This window comes from Rathayibacter sp. Leaf296, from assembly GCF_001423045.1.
GTDB lineage: Bacteria > Actinomycetota > Actinomycetes > Actinomycetales > Microbacteriaceae > Rathayibacter > Rathayibacter caricis.
This window is the reverse complement of the sequence record NZ_LMNR01000001.1, coordinates 701,912-720,482: the sequence shown is the minus strand read 5'-3', so window position 1 is coordinate 720,482 and position 18,571 is coordinate 701,912. Positions and strand designations below refer to the sequence as shown.

Here is an 18,571-nt window from a genome sequence, read left to right as displayed (position 1 = left end):
CGCGCAGCGGGCGTATCGAGATCCACGTCCACCAGCGGCCCCGCCTCTAGAGTGCCCTTGGCGCGTTCCGCCACCGCCTGGCGCGATCGCGCCCGTGGTGTCGGTGGTCGTTGGTGTCATCCTCGTATGGTTCTTCTGGATGTCGAGGCGAAGCCCGCGGGCGGCGGTCCGAGCGTGCGCGAGTGCTTCGATGACGCGCTCGTCGCCGCCGTCGAAGCCGCGTGCGCCGTCGACGCGTTCCGCTCCCGAGCCGAAGCCGAGCGCGCCGAGCTGATCGAGCTCGCCCGTCGCACGGCGATGACGCTTCCGGACGCGCTCGTGGATCCGAGCGTGCAAGTGCACGTCGAACGCGAGGAAGCGGCGATGCGCGCTCTGATCGCGGAGATCGCGACCGGGATGCGGGTCTCGGAATCCTTGGCGGGCGTCCTCGTGGAGGAGAGCCGGATGCTCGTCAATGAACTGCCCGAGACTCTGACGGCTCTGCGGGAGGCCGCGATCGCACCCGAGCACGCGCGCGTGATCATCAGGGCCGCACTGGATCTCCCGACGGAGGTGCGCGGTCGTTTCGACCAGGCCGCAGCGGCCATCGCCCGCGACTGCACGCCTCCGCAGCTGCGACGCCGCTTGCGCTCGCTGCGCGAGCGGATGCATCCGGAGTCGCTCACCGATAGACACGCGCGGTGCGCCGCCCGCCGCGGCGTGTGGCTCGACGGCGAACTCGACGGCATGGCCACCCTGCACCTGCATCTCCCCGCTCCCGAGGCGCATGGAGCGTTCGACCGGATCGACCGCGCCGCCCGCTCACTGCACGAGGTGCCTGGGGAGGAGCGGATCCTCGGGCAGTTGCGCGCCGACGTCGCCGCCGCGCTCCTTCTCGACGGCGAGACCGTCGACCGCCCCGACGGCCCGCGATCCGCCGGCGCAGTCCCGCACGGGATCCGCGCCCGCGTGTCCGTGACGGTTCCCGTCCTGACTCTCCTCGGCCGCTCCGACGAGCCCGGGATCCTCGACGGCTACGGACCCATCGACCCCGCCACCGCACGGCGCCTCGCCGCCGACGCACCCTCCTTCACCCGCATCCTCACCCACCCGGAAACCGGCACGGTCCTCTCCGTCGGACGGACCACGTATCGCGTCCCCGCCGACCTGCGCCGGGCCCTCGCCCACCGCGACATCACCTGCCGGTTCCCCGGCTGCACCCGCTCCGCCCGCGACAGCGACATCGACCACACAGTCGAATGGCAGCACGACGGGCATACGGACGCCGACAACCTCGCCCACCTCTGCCGGCACCACCACCGACTCCGGCACACCACCACCTGGCGGGTCCGACACCGACCGGGCGGCGTCCTCGAGTGGACCAGCCCCACCGGACGACACCACACCACCGCACCGGAGCCGCCGGAGCCGCCGGAGCCGCCGGAACGGCTCTTCGGAGGTCCGTCGGAGTGGCGGCGCGAAGGCGATCCCCCTCCGTTCTGAGTGGCAGGGGTTGCACGGCGGGGAGTCGCCGACGGAGCAGGCGCATCGGTGACGATGGTCTGAGGGGACGGCGCTGGGACGTTGTCGGGACGACAGCTGGATGACGACGGGGGAACGATGATCAGCGAGCACACCATCCACGGGCGCGACGGGGCCGACGCCGAACCGGCGAGGAACGGAGCGGCCACGGACGAGGCAGCGGCGGCGGACGAAGCGACGGACGACGACCTCGTCGACGTCGAGCTGGAGGGGTGGGCGATGACCTGCTGCGGGGAGCCGTTCGCGGTCGGCGACAGGGTGACCTGGACGCTGATCGCGCTCGGGCCTCGCATCCCGGGGCTGCGCCCGAGGTTCCTGGAGGAGCACCACGAGCCGACGAGGCCCGCCCGACCGGTGGCGGGCGTGGTCCGGGGGCTGGTCGGACGCACGGTCCTCGGCGCACGGCTCGCGATCGGCGAGGGAGTCCTCGTTCCGGACAGGAGTCTGCGGCGCGTGCAGCGGCTCGACGGCTGGGACGGTACTCGCGGCGGGATCGACCTGACGGCGGTCCTCGAGATCGACGACCGCGCGGACCTCCCCGAGTACGAGGCGCCGCGGGAGGCCGTGCGGGAGTCGCCTCCTACGCCGCCGGCCGAGGTGATCGCCGCGCTCCACGAGCGGCTGGTGCGGCTGCACCACGACCACGGGACGCGGCTGCGCATCCGCTCGATGAACGGGGGACGGAGGGCGAGCCTGCTGCCGGAGGCGGAGAGCGCCCGCCCGGTGCACTGGAGTGTCGGTCCGACGTCGGTGTCCGTGAATCTCGGCGACCGGCGCTTCCTACTGCCCGCCGACGCCGACGGCGTCGCCGAGGTGGACCGGATCCTCGACGCGATCGTGCGGGGCGACGTCGCGCAAGGGGGTCTCACCCCGCCGCTCGCCCGGAGTAACGTGCCGCCCTCCCCCTGGTAACGGTGCCGGGCCGACGACGACAGCGCGAACACGACGACAGCGCGAACACGACAGCGCGAACACCACAGCGCGAACACCACAGCGGAGGACGACACGAGCATGACGGCAGACAGCACGAGCGACACCATCACCACGACGCACCGCACCCGCACCACCGCGGTGCTCTTCGACATCGACGGCACGCTCGTCGACTCGAATTTCCTGCACATCGAGGCGTGGGCGCGCGCGTTCTGGCAGTGCGACCTCGAGGTGCCGGCCTGGCGCATCCAGCGGGCGATCGGCGCCGACTCGTCCGAGCTGATCGGCATGCTGACCGACGACGAGGTCGACGAGCAGACCCGCACGCAGCTGAAGACGCTGCACGCGAAGAACTACGCCGAGCTCGGACCCCGACTGGTGCCGCTCCCCGGGGCGCGCGAGCTGGTCCGGGCGATCGCCGAGCGGGGCGCGCGCGTGGTCCTCGCGACGTCGGCGCCGCAGGAGGAGCTGGACCTCCTCCTCCGGGTGCTCGACCTGGGTGACTCGGTGCACGCGGTCACCAGCGGGGAGGACGTGGACACGGCGAAGCCCGACCCCGGGATCATCTCGATCGCGCTCGAGCGCGCGGAGGTCGGACCCGACGACGCGATCATGGTCGGCGACGCCTCGTGGGACGTGCTCGCGGCCGAGAAGGCCGGACTCGCGACGGTCGCCGTCCTCTCGGGCGGCACCGGCGAGCACGAGCTGCTCGACGCGGGCGCCGTCGCGGTGTACGACGACGCCGCCGCGATCCTGTCGGACCTCGACGGCGGGCCGCTGGCGAGCCTGCTGCGCTGACGCCGGGGCGCGCACAGCAGGCCGCAGCGCTACTCCCGAGGACGTCGGCGCAGCACCAGCATCGTGACTCCGACGGCGAGGGCGACCGCGGCGAGCGCCCCGCCGATCCACAGCACGTCCCCGAGGGGCACGGCGTCGGCTCCCGAGGGGGCCGCGTCACCGGAACCGTCGGCCGAACCGGACTCGGCCGAGGCGGACTCCCCCGAGACGTCGACGGTGCCGTTGCAGTCCGGCACCGACTCCGAGCCGTCCGCGAGGACGACTCCCTCGGCGGGCTGCCAGTCGAACGAGTACTGGCCCGACACCGGATGGCCGTCGGTCGAGACGACCTGCCACGTCACCTCGTAGGCACCGGCCGCACCGAGCTCGAGGGGCATCGAGGCCTCGGGACCGAGGACGGTGACGCAGCCGTCTCCGTAGTACAGGCCGTCGGGCCCGGTGACGCGCAGGCCGGCGGCACGGTCGTCGTCGCCGAGCACGAGCAGGTCGTCGTTGGTCGTGACGGCCAGGCTGCCGGGCTGCTCGGTGAGCGTCGCATCGGCCGCGGGAGTGCTCGAGACGAGGTAGTTGTGCGCGCTGGCGGGCGCCGCCACGACGACCGAGCCGGCGAGGCCGAGCAGGATCGCCGCGGCGGCGACGCCGGAGCTGCGACGCAGGGTCACGCGGAGGCCTTCGGTCCGCGACGGCGCGAGGCGAGCGCGACCGCGACTCCGACGGCGCCGACGACGAGGCCGCCGACACCGAGGACGCGGGCGACGACGTCGGCGTCACCGGCGGAGCTCGTCGAGGAGGCGGTCGTCGCGGCGGCGGTCTCCTCCTCCTCGTGCGAAGCGGAGCCGGAGCCGGCGCCGTGGTGGCCCTCCCCCTCCTCCGCAGCGGTCACGGCCACGACCGGGGCGGGCAGCTCCGGCTCGTCCTCGCCCTCGACGGTCGGCTGGTCCCAGGCGGTCGAGCCGGTCTCGCAGGTCTGCAGGACCGGGAACGCGAGGCTCTCGCCCTCCGCATCCTCGGGGAGCTGCAGCTGCAGCGAGACGGTGTCGCGGTAGCCGTCGGCAAGCGGGGTCTTCGCCGTGTAGACGACGTCGGCGACGCGCTCGGTGACGGAGGCGCCGTGCGAGTCGGTGATCGGCTCGGCGAGGGCGACCTCGTTCTTCACGACCTCCCAGTTGGGGTTCACGGTCGGGCTGACCGAGTTGATCCCGTCCGGGATGGTGATGGTGAGGCCGGTGGTCGGCGAGCCCTCGCAGCCGTGGGCGAGCGAGAACGTGACGACCGTGTAGGCGCCGGCCGCCGTGGTGCTGGCGGCGGCGGTCACGTGCGCGCTCGCCGCGGTGGGTGCGGCCAGCGCGAGGGCGACGGAGCCGGCGGCGACGAGGGCGCCGCTGCCGACGAGACGGAGGCGCTGCGAGGAGCGGCCGGACGAGGAACGGGCAGCGGAGGAACGGGTGGTCGAGGTCATGGTGACGAGTCCTTGAAGGGGGCCGGCGGTCGCCGGGCATCCGGAAGCGCAGCGCGGTCGTGCGGTGCGCGCGTGGACGCCGACCGGCACGCGCCCCGGAGCGGAGCGGTGTCAGGCGGCGTGCAGGACGCGCACCGGCGGACCGCGGTGCCGCAGGTGCGTGAGCGCGGCGTCGAGCGGACGCGGGGAGCGCGGCTCCGGAGCGCCGTGCACGGCGACGGAGGGACCGACCGGCCCGAGCAGGAGAGCCCCCGCACGGACGACGAACCGCACGACGACGCGGGCGAGCTGCTCGCCGAGCGTCCAGAACAGCGTCTCGCCGCGGCGGAGCACGGCGATGGTGAGCACGCCGGCCACGAGGTGCGCCAGCGTCATGAGAGGAGAGTGCGCCGCGTGCCCCCCGCCAGCGGCCACCAGCTCGACGGTGCCCCCGTCGTGGAAGTGCGCCCCGGTGGCGGTGGTCCCGACGACGCTGACGTCGCCTCCGCCGCTCGCGAGGAAGAGGACGTGGAAGGCGAGCTGGCTGAGCAGGACCGAGAGCGAGAGACGCAGCAGCGAGAGCCGGCGGCCGGCGAGGAAGACGCACACTACGGCGGCGAAGGCGCCTGCGAGGGCGAGGACGGCGGGAGTCGGAGCCGTCGCTCCGGCGAGCGTGTGCGATGCCGCGGCGACGGCGGTCGCGGCGACGGCGGCGGTGACGCCCCGTGCGACTCGCGCCCACCTGGTCTGCACGTCGGATCCCGTTCGTCGAGGCGGACCCGGAGGATCGCGCAGCTGCTCCCGGCGATCGCGTGGATCGCGCGCCGGCGCCCGCGAGCGCGGACGGACTCCAGGGTAATCGACGCAGCAGAGCGCCGACGGGGCGAGGAGGACCTGCACGGCGGCCGGTCGGCCCCGTTACGAACCCGTTACCAACTTCTCCGATCCGATCCAAACCCCCTCGGCCAGGGCTCCGAAGACATGTCAACGGCCGCGAAACGGTCCACACAGCACGAACCCCCCTCTGCACGACCAGGACAACGGAGCCCCTCACCGGGACCGTCTCACGAAGGAGAAACACCATGCGAACCACCAAGCGCACCACTTTCGCCGCATTCGCCCTCATCAGCGTCGCGACCCTCGGCCTCACCGCCTGCTCCAGCGGCAGCGGCTCGACCACCGAGTCGACCGAGGACTCGATGTCGTCCTCCGCTCCCATGGAGACCACCACCCCCATGGAGACCGAGACCCCCATGGCGACCATGGACCCGGCCGCGAACCTCGTCGGACCCGGCTGCGCCGCCTACGCCGAGCAGGTCCCGGACGGCGCCGGCTCCGTCGCCGGCATGTCGCTCGACCCGGTCGCCACGGCCGCCTCGAACAACCCGCTCCTCAAGACCCTCACCGCTGCGGTCTCCGGTCAGCTCAACCCCGACGTCAACCTCGTCGACACGCTGAACGGCAGCGAGTTCACCGTCTTCGCCCCCGTCGACGACGCGTTCGCCAAGCTCGACGCCGCGACGCTCGCCACACTGGCCACCCCCGAGGGCGCCGCGACGCTGTCGTCGGTCCTGACCTACCACGTCGTCCCCGGCCAGATCGCTCCCGCCGACATCGACGGCACGCAGACCACCGTCCAGGGCACCGACCTCACCGTCACCGGCTCCGGCGACGACATCAAGGTGAACGACGCGTCGGTCATCTGCGGTGGCGTCCAGACCGCCAACGCGACCGTGTACCTCATCGACACCGTCCTCATGCCGGCTGCGTAAGCAGTCGACCCGCGGTCACCGACCGCAGCAACGCCGAAGGGCGGGCACCGTGAGGTGTCCGCCCTTCGGCGTTGCCGCGTCCGCCTACTCGGCGGGAGCGCTGATCTCGGCGAGCACGCGGTCGCCCGGGAACGCCTGGACCATGTCGGCCTCGATCTCGGCGCGCTCGAGCAGCTCCTCCATGCGGTGGCGGCGGTTGCGCGTGATGAGCGTCACGACCGTGCCCTTCTTGCCCGCGCGGCCGGTGCGGCCCGAGCGGTGCAGGTACGTCTTGTACTCGTCGGGGGCGTCGGCCTGGATGACCAGGTCGATGTCGTCCACGTGGATGCCCCGCGCGGCGACGTCGGTCGCGACGAGCACGTCGACGCGGCCGCTGGTCAGCAGCGCGAGGTTGCGCGTGCGGCGCGACTGGTTGAGGTCGCCGTGCAGGCTGGTCGCCGGGATGTCCGCGTGCTCGAGCTGCTCGGCGAGCTGCTCGGCGAAGGCGCGGGTGCGGGCGAAGATCAGCGTCTTGCCCTCGCGTGCGGCGAGCTGCTCGATGATCTCGGCCTTGTCGCGGTGCTCGATGACCAGGACGCGGTGGTCGATCGTCGAGGACGCCTGGTCCTCGCCGGCCACCTCGTGCACGCTCGGCTCGACCAGGAACTCGTCGACGAGCGTCGCGACGCCCTTGTCGAGCGTGGCCGAGAAGAGCAGTCGCTGTCCGCCGGTCGCGGTGCGACGGAGGATCCGCTGCACCGGCTCGAGGAAGCCGAGGTCGCACATGTGGTCGGCCTCGTCGAGGACCGTGATGGTCACCTTCGACAGGTCGAGGCGGCCCTGCTCGACGAGGTCCTCGAGACGGCCCGGCGTCGCGATGACGATGTCGACCCCGCGCTGGAGGGCGCCGACCTGCTTGTACTGGGGGACGCCGCCGAAGATCGTCGTGGTGAAGAGGCCGACGGAGCGCGCGATGGGCTGCACGGTGCGGTCGATCTGCATCGCGAGCTCGCGGGTCGGGGCGAGGATGAGCGCGCGGGGGGCGCGGCCCTGCTTGCGGTCCTTGCCTCCGTTGTTCTCCATCAGGCGCTCGACGACCGGAGCGCCGAAGGCGATGGTCTTGCCGGAGCCGGTCTTGCCGCGGCCGAGGACGTCCTTGCCGCGGAGCACCTCGGGGATCGTGGCGGCCTGGATCGGGAACGGCGCCGCCGCTCCCATCGAGGTCAGCTGGCGGACGATGTTCGCGCCCAGGCCGAGGTCGCCGAACGACACGCCCTCGACGTCGACGGCCAGGGTCGCGGTGGCCTCGAGGCGCTCGAGGACGACGTCGTCGACCTGGTGCGAGCCTCGGGTGTCGCGCGAGGGGTAGAAGTCCGACGAGTCGCGGCGGGGGCCGCGGGCGCCGCCGGCGGAGCGGTCGGTGCGGTCGGTGCGGTCGTAGGAGGTACGGGCCGGGCGGTCGCTGCGCTCGAAGGAGCGGGCGGCCGGACGGTCGCCGCGGTCGAACGAGCGGGCGGGGCGGTCGCTGCGCTCGGAGGAGCGGGCGGGGCGCTCGTCGCGGTCGTAGGAGCGGGCGGGGCGCTCGTCGCGGTCGTAGGAGCGGGCCGGGCGGTCGGTCCGGTCGAACGAGCGGGCCGGACGATCCGAGCGGTCGAAGGAGCGGGCGGGACGATCGCTGCGGTCGGCCGAGCGAGCCGGGCGGTCATCGCGGTCGTAGGAACGGGTCGGGCGGTCGGTCCGGTCGAAGGAACGCGCCGGACGGTCGTTGCGGTCGAAGGAGCGAGCGGGGCGGTCGCCGCGGTCGGCCGAGCGAGCCGGGCGGTCATCGCGGTCGTACGAGCGCGCCGGGCGGTCGCCGCGGTCGAACGAGCGGGCCGGGCGGTCGCTGCGCTCGGAGGAGCGCGCCGGGCGCTCGTCGCGGTCGTACGACCGGGCGGGGCGCTCGCTGCGGTCGAAGGAACGCGCCGGACGGTCGCTGCGGTCGAACGACCGCGCGGGGCGGTCGGTCCGGTCGTAGGAGCGCACGGGGCGGTCGCCGCGATCGGCCGAGCGAGCGGGACGCTCGTCGCGGTCGTACGACCGGGCGGGGCGCTCGCTGCTGCGCTCGTCGGCGCGGGCGGCGCGCTCGTCGGCGTTCCAGCGCGCCTTCTTGGGCGCGTTCTCGTCGACGGGGCGGTAGCCGCGGTGGCCCTCGCTGCGCGCGCCCGGCTTGGTCGCGGGGAAGCGCGAACGGCCTCCGAGCTGCGACTTGCCGCTGGACGCGCCGAAGCGGTTGGGCTCGAAGTTCTTGGCGGGGCGTCCGCCGGCGGGCTTCTTGTTCTTGGGCATGGCTGTGTCTTCCTGGGTTCGGTTCTGCGTGGGCTCGGTGAGGAGCGGGCAGACGCACGCCGGAGGGCGCCCTCGTGGGGCGCGTCCGAACGCAGCCTGCTGGAACCCGGGCGAGTCTTTGACCGGGGCCGATTCACACACATGTGATGTCTCTCACGACGACTGTCGGAGATCCGGCCCGCTTGACTAACAAACCCATCCGCGCGCAGAGCGCTCGGTGTCAAGAGCCGACCGCAGGAGTCTACACGCGCCCTTGCGGCATGGCTAGGGCGGAGGCGACTCCCCCGCTAGGATGCCGCGCACCTTCCCCTCGTCGCGCGTCACGCCTCCGCCGTCGCGCGCCGCGCCCGGTACGCCGCGACGTTCGCCCGGTTGCCGCAGTTCCCCGTGTCGCAGTACCGCTTGGAGCGGTTGCGCGAGAAGTCGACGAGCACCGCCTCGCAGTCCTCCGCTGCGCAGATCCGGATGCGGTCGCGCTCGTCCCCGCGCACCACGTCGACGAAGGCCATCGCCGCCTCCACGACGATGCGGGTGGCGAGCGGGCTCTCGTCGCGCGTCGCGTGCAGGTGCCAACCCCAGAGTCCGTGCCGCACGAGCTGCGGCAGCGCCCGGCCCTGCTCGAGCATCCCGTTGACCAGGGCCACGAGGTCCTCCTCGGCGCTCGTCAGCCAGAGCGAGCGGAGGGAGGAGCGGACGGAGCGGACGGCGTCGAGCTCCGCCGTCGAGTGCTCGCGGCTGCCCGTGTAGCGGTTGATGCGGAGGAAGTCGTCGAGCTGCTCGAGGGTGGCGAGCTCGTCCTCGCCCGTGTGCGAGAGCTCGGGCAGCGTGTTGACGAGGAAGGCCGTCGAGGTGAGGGAGGCCTCGACGTCATGAGCGAAAACCATGTTGACTCCTGACAGGGCGAGCCGGTACCGTCTGGACCACCGGATGCTGTCACGAGCATAACGAGTTTGACTCCTGAACCGGTCGGCCGAGACGAGGGACGCGCAGATGACCACCACGGCACCCCCGCGCCGCCTCGGCTCCGGTCTCGTGCTGGCCCTCGCCGCGGCCGCCGCCTTCGGGCTGGGCGGCCCGTTCGTGAAGCCGCTCCTCGAAGCGGGCTGGACCCCCTCGGCCGCCGTGCTCTGGCGCGCGGGAGGCGCGGCGCTCGTCCTCGCGATCCCCGCGGCGCTCTCCCTCCGCGGCAAGGCGCACGTGCTGCGCCGCAACCTCGGCACGATCGGGCTCTACGGAGTCTTCGCCGTTGTGGCCGCACAGCTCTGCTTCTACAGCGCCATCGAGCACATGTCGGTCGGCATCGCCCTGCTGATCGAGTACCTGGCGCCCGTGTTCCTCGTCCTCTTCGCCTGGGCCCGCACCCGGAGGCACCCCGGCCGCTTCACGCTCGCCGGCTCGGCGCTCGCACTGGCCGGCCTGGTGCTGGTACTCGATCTGTCGGGTGAGTCCACCCCCGAGCTGATCGGCATCGCGTGGGCGCTCACCGCGTCCCTCGGGCTCTGCGTCTACTACGTGATCGCCGGCCATGTCGATCCGGAGCTGCCGCCGATCGCCCTGACCGCGGGCGCGATGACCGTCGGCGCCGCGATCCTGCTCCTGCTCGGGGTGACCGGCATCACTCCGCTGCGCGCGACCTTCGGCGACGTGGTGTTCCTCGGGAACGAGGTCTCCTGGGCGGTGCCGGCCGCGGTGATCCTGGGCATGTCGACCGTGCTGGCGTACCTCCTCGGTATCCAGGGCGGCTCCCGACTCGGCACCCGGATCGCCTCGTTCGTCGGGCTGACCGAGGTCCTCTTCTCGATCGTCGCTGCGTGGGCGCTCCTGGGCGAGCTGCCCGCGCCGATCCAGTTCGCGGGCGGCGCGCTGATCCTCACCGGTGTCGTGCTCGTGCGGCTGCAGGCGGAGGAGCCGGCGCCGATCGAGCCCGCGGCGCAGGAGCCGCCGATCCCGGTCCGGAGCAGCTGACGCGGCCTGGCCGGTTCCGGCTCGGAGCAGCTGACGCGGCCTGACACCCCCTGATCGCGGGGGTCCTGTAGGCGGAGCGTCGTCGACCCCTTACGCTCGTCTCACCCATGCGCGAGACCTCCCGAACCCCGCGATCCTTCGCCCTGTCCGCAGCGACCCTCGCGCTCACCGCCGCCGCCCTCGCGGGCTGCGCGAGCGCGGCTCCCGTCTCCGAGCCGATCGCCCAGGCGGCGGGCGCCGTGCCGTCGACGCAGTACTCCGACATCCCCGTCACCGCCGATCTCGTCTACGACGAGGCGACCGGCCAGGCCGTCGACGTCTGCTCGCCCGTCGACGCCGTCGACTCCGCTCCGCTGCCCGCGGTGCTGGTCGTGCACGGCGGCAGCTGGGCCCGCGGCGACAAGGCCGACGCGAACTGGCGCCCGCTGTGCCAGTGGCTCGCCTCCGAGGGCTTCGTCGCCGTCTCGGTGAACTACCGCCTCGCTCCGGCCGCGGTCTTCCCCGCGCAGATCGACGACGTCTCGGCCGCGCTCGACTGGCTCCTCTCCCCCGAGCAGACCGAGCGGCTGGGCATCGATCCGGAGCGGGTCGCCGCGTTCGGCGGATCGGCCGGCGGCAACCTCGCGTCGCTGCTGGGCACCGACGACGACACCTCCTCGGAGCTCGCCGCGGTCGTCGACCTGAGCGGCCCCTCCGATCTGACCGCCGAAGGCCTCGCCGACGACGACCCGGTCGTGGGCGTCGCGGCCGCGGTCCGCACCTACCTCGACTGCCCGGACCTCGCCGAGTGCCCCGCGGCCGAGGAGGCGTCGCCGATCGCGCACGTCGACGGCAGCGAGCCCCCGTTCCTGATCGCCCACTCGGCCGACGAGCGGGTGTCGCTCTCGCAGTCCGCGTCCTTCGCGGCCGCCCTGAAGGAGGCCGGCGCCCCGGTCGAGCTCCTCGTCGTCCCGGGCGCGCTGCACTCCATCGCCCTGCTCGACGACGGACTGCGCTCGACGATCGTCGACTTCCTGCACGCGTACCTCGACGCTCCGGCCGTGCAGACCCTCTCCCTCGAGCCGGCGGGAGCGGCGGAGCCGACCTCGTGAGCGGCGCGGAGGCCGTGAGCGTGCGACTCGAGCGCACCGGCTCCCCCGACGTCGACGCACTGCTCGCCCTCATCGCAGCGCCCTCCGCGCTCGACCGCGAGCACGCGCGGGTGTTCGTGGCCCGGGGAGGAGCGGATGGCGCCGCCCTCGGGCTCGTCGCCCTGGCCCCCGGCCCCGACGACTTCGCCGAGCTCGTGCGCCTGGTCGTCCTGCCCGCGGCGCGGCGGCAGGGGGTGGCCCGCCGCCTGGTCCTCGCGGCCGAGTCGTGGGCGCGGATCCAGCGGATCCGGACGCTGCGGTTCCGCTCCGACGCGGCGGATCCGGCGACCGCCGCCGGAGCCCGGGCGCTCGGCTTCACGGAGGTCGACGGCTTCGGCGCGCACGTCGGGGACGACTCCGCGCTGTGCTTCGCGAAGTCGGTCTGAGCGGGTCACACTCCCAGAGCCCGGAGCCCCGCCGCCGTTCCCGCCGCCACGACGACCACGACCACCAGCGGCGCCTTCAGGAGTGCCGCCCCGGCGCCCGCCGCGACTCCCGCCGCCCGCGACACGGGAGCCGACTCCGCCCCCTCCGTCAGCGCCGACACCAGGGCGACCGCGATCAGCAGGACGACGGTGCCCCGCTCGACGAGTCGCTCCGCCTCGTCGCCGAGCGGCATGCGGTCGCGCAGCAGAACCCCGCCCGCCCGGAGCGCGAAGCTGCCGACCGCGAGCACGACGATGCCGAGGGTGACGGCGGCGGTGCTCACGAGCGTTCCCGCCCTGCCGTGGCCGCGACGCCCGCGAGGGCGAGCACCGGAGCGAGCCCGGGCGGCACCACCGGCACCGACGCGAGCGCGACCGCCCCGCCGAGCACCGTCGCCGCGAGCGTCCGGGCGCCTCGGAGGCCCGGCAGCGCGAGCGCGAGCAGCACGGCGGGGAACACGGCGTCCAGGCCCAGCACCGACGGATCGGCGATCACCGCGCCGAGGAGCGCCCCGGCGAGAGCCCCCAGGGGCCAGGATGTCAGCACGACCGCACCGGCCGCCCAGAACAGCGCTCGGCGGCGCTCCGGGGTCCGGCCCGCCAGCGCGAAGGCGACGGTCTCGTCGTTCGCGAGATGCGCGGCCAGGAGCCGGCGGCGCCCGGAGCGCACGACGCCGCCCGCGGCCATGCCGTAGGGCAGCGCCCGCGCGTTGACCAGCAGGGCGGCGAGCGCGGCGGCCAGCGGGGCGCCTCCGGCCGCGACGACGCCCACGAAGAGGATCTCGGCCGAGGCCCCGAAGACGGAGACGGCGAGCAGCAGGATCTGCCAGAGCGGGAACCCGGCGCCCGTCGCCCCGAGCCCGTACGAGACTCCGATCACCGCGACGGACGCCCCGATCAGCCCGAGCGAGCGCCCGTCGGCGGCACAGACCGTTCGGAGAATCGAACGAAGGGACGTCATAATGGCCATGCGGGACAGTGTGCAGTCCCGCGGAGCGTTCGTCAAGGCGAACGTCTGACCGTTAGGACGAACATGGCCGACGCGCCCACCCCTCGCGACCTCGTCGCCTCCTCGCTCCGACGTGAGCGCGCCCGACTCGGGCTCAGCATCTCCGAGATCGCGCGCCGCGCGGGCATCGCCAAGTCGACGCTCTCGCAGCTCGAGGCGGGCGAGGGCAACCCCAACCTCGAGACCCTCTGGGCCCTCGGCGGAGCGCTCGGCGTGCCGTTCTCGCACCTCGTCGAGCCGCCGCGCCGCACCGTGCAGCTGATCCGGGCGGGCGACGGGCCGCGGGTGGCGTCGGCGACCGCCGACTACGCTGCGACCCTCCTCAGCGCCTGCCCGCCCGGTGCGCGCCGCGACCTCTACCTGCTCGCCGCCGAGCCCGGCACACCCCGCGACTCCGCCCCGCACGCCCGCGGCACGGTCGAGCACCTCGTGCTCACCGCCGGCCGCGCACTCGCCGGACCGTCAGACGCCCCTGTCGAGCTCTCCGTCGGCGACTACCTCTCGTACCCGGGCGACGAGCCGCACGTGTTCGACGCGCTCGAGGCGGGCACGACGGCGGTGCTCGTCAGCGAACACGTCTGAGCACGGGAGTGCCGGGCCGGCGGGCAGCGCGGCGTCAGTCGAACGAGCAGGCCGGATCCTCCGACAGCGCGCGCTCGATGCGCGCGCGGTGCTCCTCGGACATCGGCGGCAGAGCATCGAGCGCGAACCAGCCGACCTCGCTCGACTCCTCGTCCGCCACGTGGGCCTCCCCCGCGACGTAGCGGGCGCGGACGACGTGGTCGAGGTATTGCGCGCGGTCCCCGTTCGGGTAGGTCATCGGCGGCAGGGTGTGAACCCATACGAGCCGCTCGACCTCGATCTCGACGCCGGTCTCCTCGAGCGCCTCGCGCCGAGCGGTGCCGGCGACCGTCTCGCCCGGATCGATGACCCCCGTCACCGCGGTCCACGCACCGGTGTCGGAGCGGCGCACGAGCAGCACGCGGCGCTCGGGCTCGGCCGTATCGAGACCGCCCCGCAGGATCACCGCGGTGACGCCGGTCAGCCAGAGCAGCTCCGTGCCGACCCGCTCGCGCAGCCTCAGGATGAAGTCCGGCGTCGCCATCAGCTCGCGAGGGCCCCGGCGTCGAACGGCTCGGGTCGGAAGTCGAACGCCACGACGCCCGCGGTGTCCAGGACCGGGCCGACGAACCCCTTGAACGCGTCGTGCGCCGGATCGAAGAGACCCGGTCCGTCGACGGCGGGCCGGCCGAGGTAGTAGTTGAGGTCGCCCTCGGACGAGAAGGTCAGCAGGAACGCACGGTCGAAGCCCTCGCCCGCGCCCTCGGTGCTGAGCTGCGGCCCGGTCTCGATCGAGACGATGTACGGCTCCCCGTCGCGCACGCACTCGTCGGCGAGCGCCAGGAAGCGCGCGGTCACCGCATCGACCTCGGCGACCAGCGCCGTCGGGCGGAAGCGGAAGAGCACGATGTGGCGGAGGACGCCGGGGCGGTAGCCGCGCGAGACGAAGGTCTCGGGAGTCACCTCGGCGAGCGCCGCGGCGGCCCGCTCGGGGCCGCTCCGCCACCGGGAGCCGATGGTCTGCGCCTCGTCCGGAGGAGTGGAGCTCTGATCGACCGTCATGCCGACGCCTTCCCGGCGCGGGCGGCACGCCGCCGCTCACGATACCCCTCGACCAGGTTGTAGATGACCGGCAGCACGACCAGCGTCAGCACGGTCGAGGACACCAGTCCGCCGATCACGACGATGGCCAGCGGCTGCGAGATGAACCCGCCGTGGCCGGTGATCCCGAGCGCCATCGGCAGCAGCGCGAAGATCGTCGCGAGGGCCGTCATGAGGATCGGGCGCAGGCGCCGCTCCGTGCCGTGCAGCAGCGCCTCGCGCACCGGCATGCCGCGCTCGCGGTACTGGTTCACGAGGTCGACCAGCACGATCGCGTTCGTCACCACGATGCCGATCAGCATCAGCACGCCGATCAGCGAGGGGACGCCGAGCGGGACGCCCGTGACCACCTGGAGCAGGATCGCTCCGGTGGCCGCGAACGGCACCGAGACGAGCAGCAGGAGGGGCTGCAGCAGCGAGCGGAACGTCGCGACCATCACCACGTAGACGATGAGGATCGCCACGAGCAGCGCGATGCCCAGCTGCGAGAACGCGTCGGTCTGGTCCGCCGTCACTCCGCCGAGCTCGGCCGAGACGCCCGCGGGCAGATCGGTGCCGTCGATCGCGGACTGCACGGCGACGTTCGCCGAGGCGAGGTCGTCGCCCTCCGGAGTGACGGTGATCGTGGCCGTGCGCTGACCGCGCTCGGTGGTGATGCTCGCCGGGCCGTTCGTCTGCTCGACCGCGGCGAGGGTCGACAGGGCGACGGGGCCGGTGAGCGTCGGGATCTCGAGGGCCGAGAGCTCGTCTATCGTCGCCGGCGGCTGCGCGTCGGCGAGGTAGATCGAGAGCGTGCGGTCCTCGATCACGACGGTGCCCGCCTGCGAGGGCTGCAGCGCCTGGCTCACGATCGTGCCGACCGCGACCTCGCTCAGACCCGCCTGCGCCGCGGCAGCCCGGTCGACCCGGACGGCGATGTAGGGGAGGGAGGAGGAGAGGTTCGACTCGGCCTGGCTGATCCCGTCGGTGCCGCGCAGCGCCTCGAGCAGCGCGTCGTTCGCGCTCTGCAGGTCGGACTGCGACGCCGTGGTCAGGTCGACCTCGATGTCCGAGGACGCGCCGAAGCCGGACGCCGCCGAGACGCTGATGTCGTCGAGGTCGGCGACCTCGCCCAGCGCGTCGCGGACCTCGGACTGCACGATCTCCTGGTCGGCCGACTCGTCGGTGGTGACGGAGTAGCTGATGCTGCTCCCGCCCCCGCCGCCGAACGCGCTCTGCAGCCCGCCGCCCGAGGACCCGATCGAGAGCTGCACGGTCTCGACACCGTCGACGTCGAGGATCGCGGTGCTCGAGGCCTGCGCGGTGACGTCCTGCGCATCGAGGCTCTGCCCGACCGGCACGGTCTGCGTGACCGTGAAGGTGTTCTGGCCGCTGGCCCCCAGGAAGTTGGTCTTCATCAGCGGGTAGAGCGCGCCGGTGCCGACCAGGACGAGCAGCGAGAGCAGCACCGTGACGACGGAGTGCTTGAGCGTCCAGGCGATGATCGGACCGTAGACGCGCTGGAGCGCGGAGGCCGGGCGCGGGGCGGCGTGAGCGGAGCGGTGGCCGTGGGCGGGCGGCTCCGGCAGCGCCTGCCGAGTCGGCGCGGGCGCGACGGGAGTCTCCGCTGCCGTCACACCCGCCGCCGTCTCCCCCGCCGCCGTGCGCTCCTCGTCGAGCGCCGCGCGCGCGGCCTCGCGGACGCCCGGGCGCTTCGAGGGTCGCAGGAACCAGTAGGCGAGCACCGGGACGATCGTGAGCGCCACCACCAGCGAGGCGAGCAGCGCGATGGTCACGGTCAGCGCGAACGGACGGAAGAGCTCGCCGGTCGTGCCGCCGACGAACGAGATGGGCAGGAACACCGCGACGGTCGTGATGGTCGAGGCGGTGATCGCTCCGGCGACCTCGCGGACGGCGCGCGCGATGGTGCCCGCGCGCTCCTCCCCCGCGTCGAGATGCCGCTTGATGTTCTCGATCACGACGATGGAGTCGTCGACGACGCGGCCGATCGCGATGGTCAGCGCGCCGAGGGTGAGGATGTTGAGGGTGTAGCCGGCGGTCTGCAGGCCGATGAAGGTGATCAGCACCGACGTCGGGATCGAGATGGCCGTCACCAGCGTCGAGCGCACCGAGAGCAGGAACACCAGGATCACGAGCACCGCGAAGACGAGGCCAAGCGCCCCCTCCTGCGCGAGCGCCGCGATCGACTCCTGGATGTAGGGGGCCTGGTCGAAGACCGAGGTGAAGGTCGCGCCGTCGCCGAGCGAGGCCTCGAGGTCGGGCAGCAGCGCGGTGACGCCGGTCGAGACGTCGACCGTGTTGGCGGCCGGCAGCTTCGTGATCGAGAGGGTGAGCGCGGGCTGGCCGTTGACGCGCGAGATCGAGGTGACGGGCGCCTCCGTCACGGCGACGGCGGCCACGGAGCCGATGGTCGGCAGGGCGGTACCGGGCAGCGTCACCGGGAGGTCGGCTCCCACCGGGACCGAACCCGACGGCAGCAGCGGCAGCGCCGCGATGTCGTCGGTCGAGCCGAGCTTCTGCCCGGACTGCAACGAGAAGGTGGAGCCGTCCTGCGTGATCTCGCCGCCGGCGACGAGCACGCCGTTCTGCTGCAGAGCGGTGCGGATGTCGTTCGCCGTGACTCCGGCGGCGGCGAGCTGCGCGTCGTCGGGGGTGATCGTCACGCGCTGCGCGCTCTCGCCGACGAGGGCGACCTCACGGACGCCGTCGACCTTCTCGAGGTCCGGGATCACGCTCTCGCGCAGGTCGCTCGCGAGCGCCTCGGCGTCGCCGTCGCTCGAGACGGCGAGCTGGAGGACCGGCAGATCGTCGAAGGATCCGGTGACGACCTGCGGATCGACGCCCTCGGGCAGTGTGCTGCGGATGCGGTTGATCGCCTGCAGGATCTTCTGCTCGGCGGTGGCGAGATCGGTGCCGTAGGTGAACGACGCCGAGATCAGCGACGAGTTCGTCGAGGACGTCGCGCTGGTCGTCTCGAGCCCCGGAACACCCTGGATCGCGGTCTCGATCGGGGTCGACACGTCGTCGTTGACCACCTCGGGCGCCGCGCCCGGGTAGCTGGACACGACCGCTAGCTGCGGGAACGAGATCGACGGCGCCAGCTCCTGCTTCAGACCGGTGAGCGCGACACCTCCGAACACGGCGACGACGACGGTGACGAGGGCGATGAGCGCCCGGTTCTTCATGCTGAGGACCGCGAGGAGATGCACCTCACGAGTCTTTCATCAGCCGACTGAGTACTCGTCGATCCTCAGGATGATGCGGGTGTGCTCCCAGCGTCGGAGGTCAGACGACGTCGGCGAGGTACCCCGTCTCGGCCACCGGGTGCCGGGCGACCTGCGCCCACGCCGCGGCGAGCGCCTCGACCGCGCGGTCCGTCGTCTCGGGCGAGTAGCCGATCGGGATGCGGAGGAAGCGCTCGAACGCGCCGTCGATCCCGAAACGGGGGCCAGCGGTGATCAGCAGGCCGAAGGTGCGGGCGGCGAGCGCCAGCTGCGAGCTCGCCGGACGGCCCAGGCCCACCCAGGTCGACAGGCCGCCCGAGACGCGCGGGACGCTCCACTCCGGGATCGCGCGGGCGAGCGCCGCCTCGAGGTGGTCGCGACCGGCGCGCA

General features: G+C 73.2%; 18 protein-coding genes and 1 pseudogene. 8 read left to right on the top strand and 11 right to left on the bottom strand.

Annotation, left to right across the window (positions count from 1 at the left end; translation table 11 throughout):
- The first annotated feature begins 126 nt into the window (after nucleotides 1-126).
- The 3 genes from ASF46_RS03240 to ASF46_RS03230 all read left to right on the top strand — a co-directional run bounded on the left by ASF46_RS03240 (nucleotide 127) and on the right by ASF46_RS03230 (nucleotide 3,249).
- Nucleotides 127-1,482 (top strand): HNH endonuclease signature motif containing protein, encoded by a 1,356-nt coding sequence (locus ASF46_RS03240; protein ID WP_056866402.1) that lies wholly within the window; start codon nucleotides 127-129, stop codon nucleotides 1,480-1,482.
- Nucleotides 1,483-1,599: 117 nt separating this feature from the next.
- A complete protein-coding gene (locus ASF46_RS03235) occupies nucleotides 1,600-2,433 on the top strand; it encodes a DUF6578 domain-containing protein (RefSeq protein ID WP_056866401.1) in 834 nt (277 codons plus the stop codon).
- Nucleotides 2,434-2,532: 99 nt separating this feature from the next.
- Nucleotides 2,533-3,249 (top strand): HAD family hydrolase, encoded by a 717-nt coding sequence (locus ASF46_RS03230; protein ID WP_056866400.1) that lies wholly within the window; start codon nucleotides 2,533-2,535, stop codon nucleotides 3,247-3,249.
- 29 nt (nucleotides 3,250-3,278) lie between these two features.
- Here ASF46_RS03230 and ASF46_RS03225 read toward each other — a convergent pair whose 3' ends face one another.
- The 3 genes from ASF46_RS03225 to ASF46_RS03215 all read right to left on the bottom strand — a co-directional run bounded on the left by ASF46_RS03225 (nucleotide 3,279) and on the right by ASF46_RS03215 (nucleotide 5,440).
- On the bottom strand, nucleotides 3,279-3,911 hold the full coding sequence (locus ASF46_RS03225; RefSeq protein ID WP_082485196.1) for a copper resistance CopC family protein: 633 nt from the start codon (nucleotides 3,909-3,911) through the stop codon (nucleotides 3,279-3,281).
- The gene (locus ASF46_RS03220; RefSeq protein ID WP_082485194.1) at nucleotides 3,908-4,708 is read right to left on the bottom strand and encodes a YcnI family protein; all 801 of its coding nucleotides are present in this window, start codon (nucleotides 4,706-4,708) and stop codon (nucleotides 3,908-3,910) included. Before ASF46_RS03220 ends, ASF46_RS03225 begins: the two co-directional genes overlap by 4 nt.
- A 111-nt stretch (nucleotides 4,709-4,819) precedes the next feature.
- Complete coding sequence (locus tag ASF46_RS03215; protein WP_056866399.1) at nucleotides 4,820-5,440, bottom strand: hypothetical protein; 621 nt, start codon at nucleotides 5,438-5,440, stop codon at nucleotides 4,820-4,822.
- Between the two features lie 329 nt (nucleotides 5,441-5,769).
- Between ASF46_RS03215 and ASF46_RS03210 the strand changes: the two genes are divergently transcribed.
- Nucleotides 5,770-6,459 (top strand): fasciclin domain-containing protein, encoded by a 690-nt coding sequence (locus ASF46_RS03210; protein ID WP_055786654.1) that lies wholly within the window; start codon nucleotides 5,770-5,772, stop codon nucleotides 6,457-6,459.
- An 84-nt stretch (nucleotides 6,460-6,543) separates the two neighbouring features.
- Here ASF46_RS03210 and ASF46_RS03205 read toward each other — a convergent pair whose 3' ends face one another.
- Nucleotides 6,544-8,766 (bottom strand): DEAD/DEAH box helicase, encoded by a 2,223-nt coding sequence (locus tag ASF46_RS03205; RefSeq protein ID WP_056866398.1) that lies wholly within the window; start codon nucleotides 8,764-8,766, stop codon nucleotides 6,544-6,546.
- 320 nt (nucleotides 8,767-9,086) lie between these two features.
- On the bottom strand, nucleotides 9,087-9,650 hold the full coding sequence (locus tag ASF46_RS03200) for a CGNR zinc finger domain-containing protein (protein WP_056866397.1): 564 nt from the start codon (nucleotides 9,648-9,650) through the stop codon (nucleotides 9,087-9,089).
- 106 nt (nucleotides 9,651-9,756) lie between these two features.
- Between ASF46_RS03200 and ASF46_RS03195 the strand changes: the two genes are divergently transcribed.
- The 3 genes from ASF46_RS03195 (at nucleotide 9,757) to ASF46_RS03185 (ending at nucleotide 12,247) form a co-directional block, all read left to right on the top strand.
- On the top strand, nucleotides 9,757-10,731 hold the full coding sequence (locus ASF46_RS03195) for an EamA family transporter (RefSeq protein WP_056866396.1): 975 nt from the start codon (nucleotides 9,757-9,759) through the stop codon (nucleotides 10,729-10,731).
- A gap of 107 nt (nucleotides 10,732-10,838) precedes the next feature.
- Nucleotides 10,839-11,822, top strand: coding sequence for an alpha/beta hydrolase (locus tag ASF46_RS03190; RefSeq protein WP_056866395.1), 984 nt, complete (start codon nucleotides 10,839-10,841; stop codon nucleotides 11,820-11,822).
- On the top strand, nucleotides 11,819-12,247 hold the full coding sequence (locus ASF46_RS03185; protein ID WP_056866394.1) for a GNAT family N-acetyltransferase: 429 nt from the start codon (nucleotides 11,819-11,821) through the stop codon (nucleotides 12,245-12,247). The genes ASF46_RS03190 and ASF46_RS03185 overlap by 4 nt, the downstream gene beginning before the upstream one ends.
- Before the next feature lie 5 nt (nucleotides 12,248-12,252).
- On the opposite strand, the gene ASF46_RS03180 is transcribed toward ASF46_RS03185, so the two are convergent.
- Complete coding sequence (locus tag ASF46_RS03180; RefSeq protein ID WP_056866393.1) at nucleotides 12,253-12,570, bottom strand: AzlD domain-containing protein; 318 nt, start codon at nucleotides 12,568-12,570, stop codon at nucleotides 12,253-12,255.
- Nucleotides 12,567-13,256, bottom strand: a complete 690-nt coding sequence (locus ASF46_RS03175; RefSeq protein WP_200919656.1) for an AzlC family ABC transporter permease — start codon at nucleotides 13,254-13,256, stop codon at nucleotides 12,567-12,569. Before ASF46_RS03175 ends, ASF46_RS03180 begins: the two co-directional genes overlap by 4 nt.
- Nucleotides 13,257-13,319: 63 nt before the next feature.
- Between ASF46_RS03175 and ASF46_RS03170 the strand changes: the two genes are divergently transcribed.
- Nucleotides 13,320-13,877: a helix-turn-helix domain-containing protein gene (locus tag ASF46_RS03170; protein ID WP_056866391.1), complete on the top strand. Its 558-nt coding sequence runs from the start codon at nucleotides 13,320-13,322 to the stop codon at nucleotides 13,875-13,877.
- Nucleotides 13,878-13,911: 34 nt separating this feature from the next.
- On the opposite strand, the gene ASF46_RS03165 is transcribed toward ASF46_RS03170, so the two are convergent.
- The 4 genes and pseudogenes from ASF46_RS03165 to ASF46_RS19665 all read right to left on the bottom strand — a co-directional run.
- Nucleotides 13,912-14,400, bottom strand: coding sequence for an NUDIX hydrolase (locus ASF46_RS03165; protein ID WP_056866390.1), 489 nt, complete (start codon nucleotides 14,398-14,400; stop codon nucleotides 13,912-13,914).
- Nucleotides 14,400-14,918, bottom strand: a complete 519-nt coding sequence (locus tag ASF46_RS03160) for a Dabb family protein (RefSeq protein WP_056866389.1) — start codon at nucleotides 14,916-14,918, stop codon at nucleotides 14,400-14,402. Before ASF46_RS03160 ends, ASF46_RS03165 begins: the two co-directional genes overlap by 1 nt.
- Nucleotides 14,915-18,166 (bottom strand): efflux RND transporter permease subunit, encoded by a 3,252-nt coding sequence (locus tag ASF46_RS03155; RefSeq protein WP_056866388.1) that lies wholly within the window; start codon nucleotides 18,164-18,166, stop codon nucleotides 14,915-14,917. The genes ASF46_RS03160 and ASF46_RS03155 overlap by 4 nt, the downstream gene beginning before the upstream one ends.
- Before the next feature lie 76 nt (nucleotides 18,167-18,242).
- A pseudogene (locus tag ASF46_RS19665) lies at nucleotides 18,243-18,571 on the bottom strand (PLP-dependent aminotransferase family protein); the annotation flags it as partial.